A 721-nucleotide genomic window follows, 5' to 3' on the forward strand; every position below is an offset into this window, starting at 1 on the left:
GTTCATCGACCTGGACAACTTCAAACAGATCAACGACGCGCGCGGCCATGCCGTCGGCGACGACCTGCTCAGGCAGGTGGCTCAGCGCTTGTCCAGCGTGCTGCGCCAGGACGACACCGTGGCCCGGCTGGGTGGCGACGAGTTCGTCGTGCAGGTGGGCAACCTCGACCCCGATGTGGAGGTCGCCGCCAGGCAGGCCCGCCTGGTGGCCGAGAAGGTGCGCACCGTGCTGGAAGGGCGCTACGAGGTCTCGGGGTTCCCCTACAGCAGCACCGGCAGCATCGGTTTGACCTTGTTCCCGCGCGGCGATGCCACCACCGTCGACGACCTCCTGCGCGAAGCCGACACCGCCATGTACCGCGCCAAGTCGGGCGGGCGCAACCGCATCGAGTTCTTCGAGGCGACCATGCAGTCCGAAGTCGAAGAGCGACTGGCCATGGAGCAGGACCTGCAGCTCGCCCTGGCGGGTGAGCAGTTCGATGTGCACGTGCAGCCTCAGGTCGACGCCCAGGGCCGCATCATCGGTGGCGAGTTGCTGATGCGTTGGCAGCATCCCCAGCGCGGCAACGTGCCGCCCAACGTCTTCATCCCCCTGGCCGAAGAATCCACGCTGATCCTGCAGCTGGGACAGATGGTGTTGCAGCGCGCCTGCGAGGCTTTGGCTCGGCTGCAGCAGGCGGGCCGGCAGTGGACGCTGTCGGTCAACGTCAGCCCGCGCCAG

General features: G+C 67.5%; 1 protein-coding gene. It reads left to right on the plus strand.

Going from position 1 to position 721, the window contains the following annotated elements; genetic code table 11:
* The coding region (locus B2W70_RS14735; protein ID WP_286746792.1) for a putative bifunctional diguanylate cyclase/phosphodiesterase at positions 1 to 721 on the plus strand (721 nt) is incomplete at both ends.

Source organism: Aquabacterium sp. UBA2148, assembly GCF_002328915.1.
In the GTDB taxonomy this organism is placed as follows: Bacteria; Pseudomonadota; Gammaproteobacteria; order Burkholderiales; family Burkholderiaceae_C; genus Aquabacterium; species Aquabacterium parvum.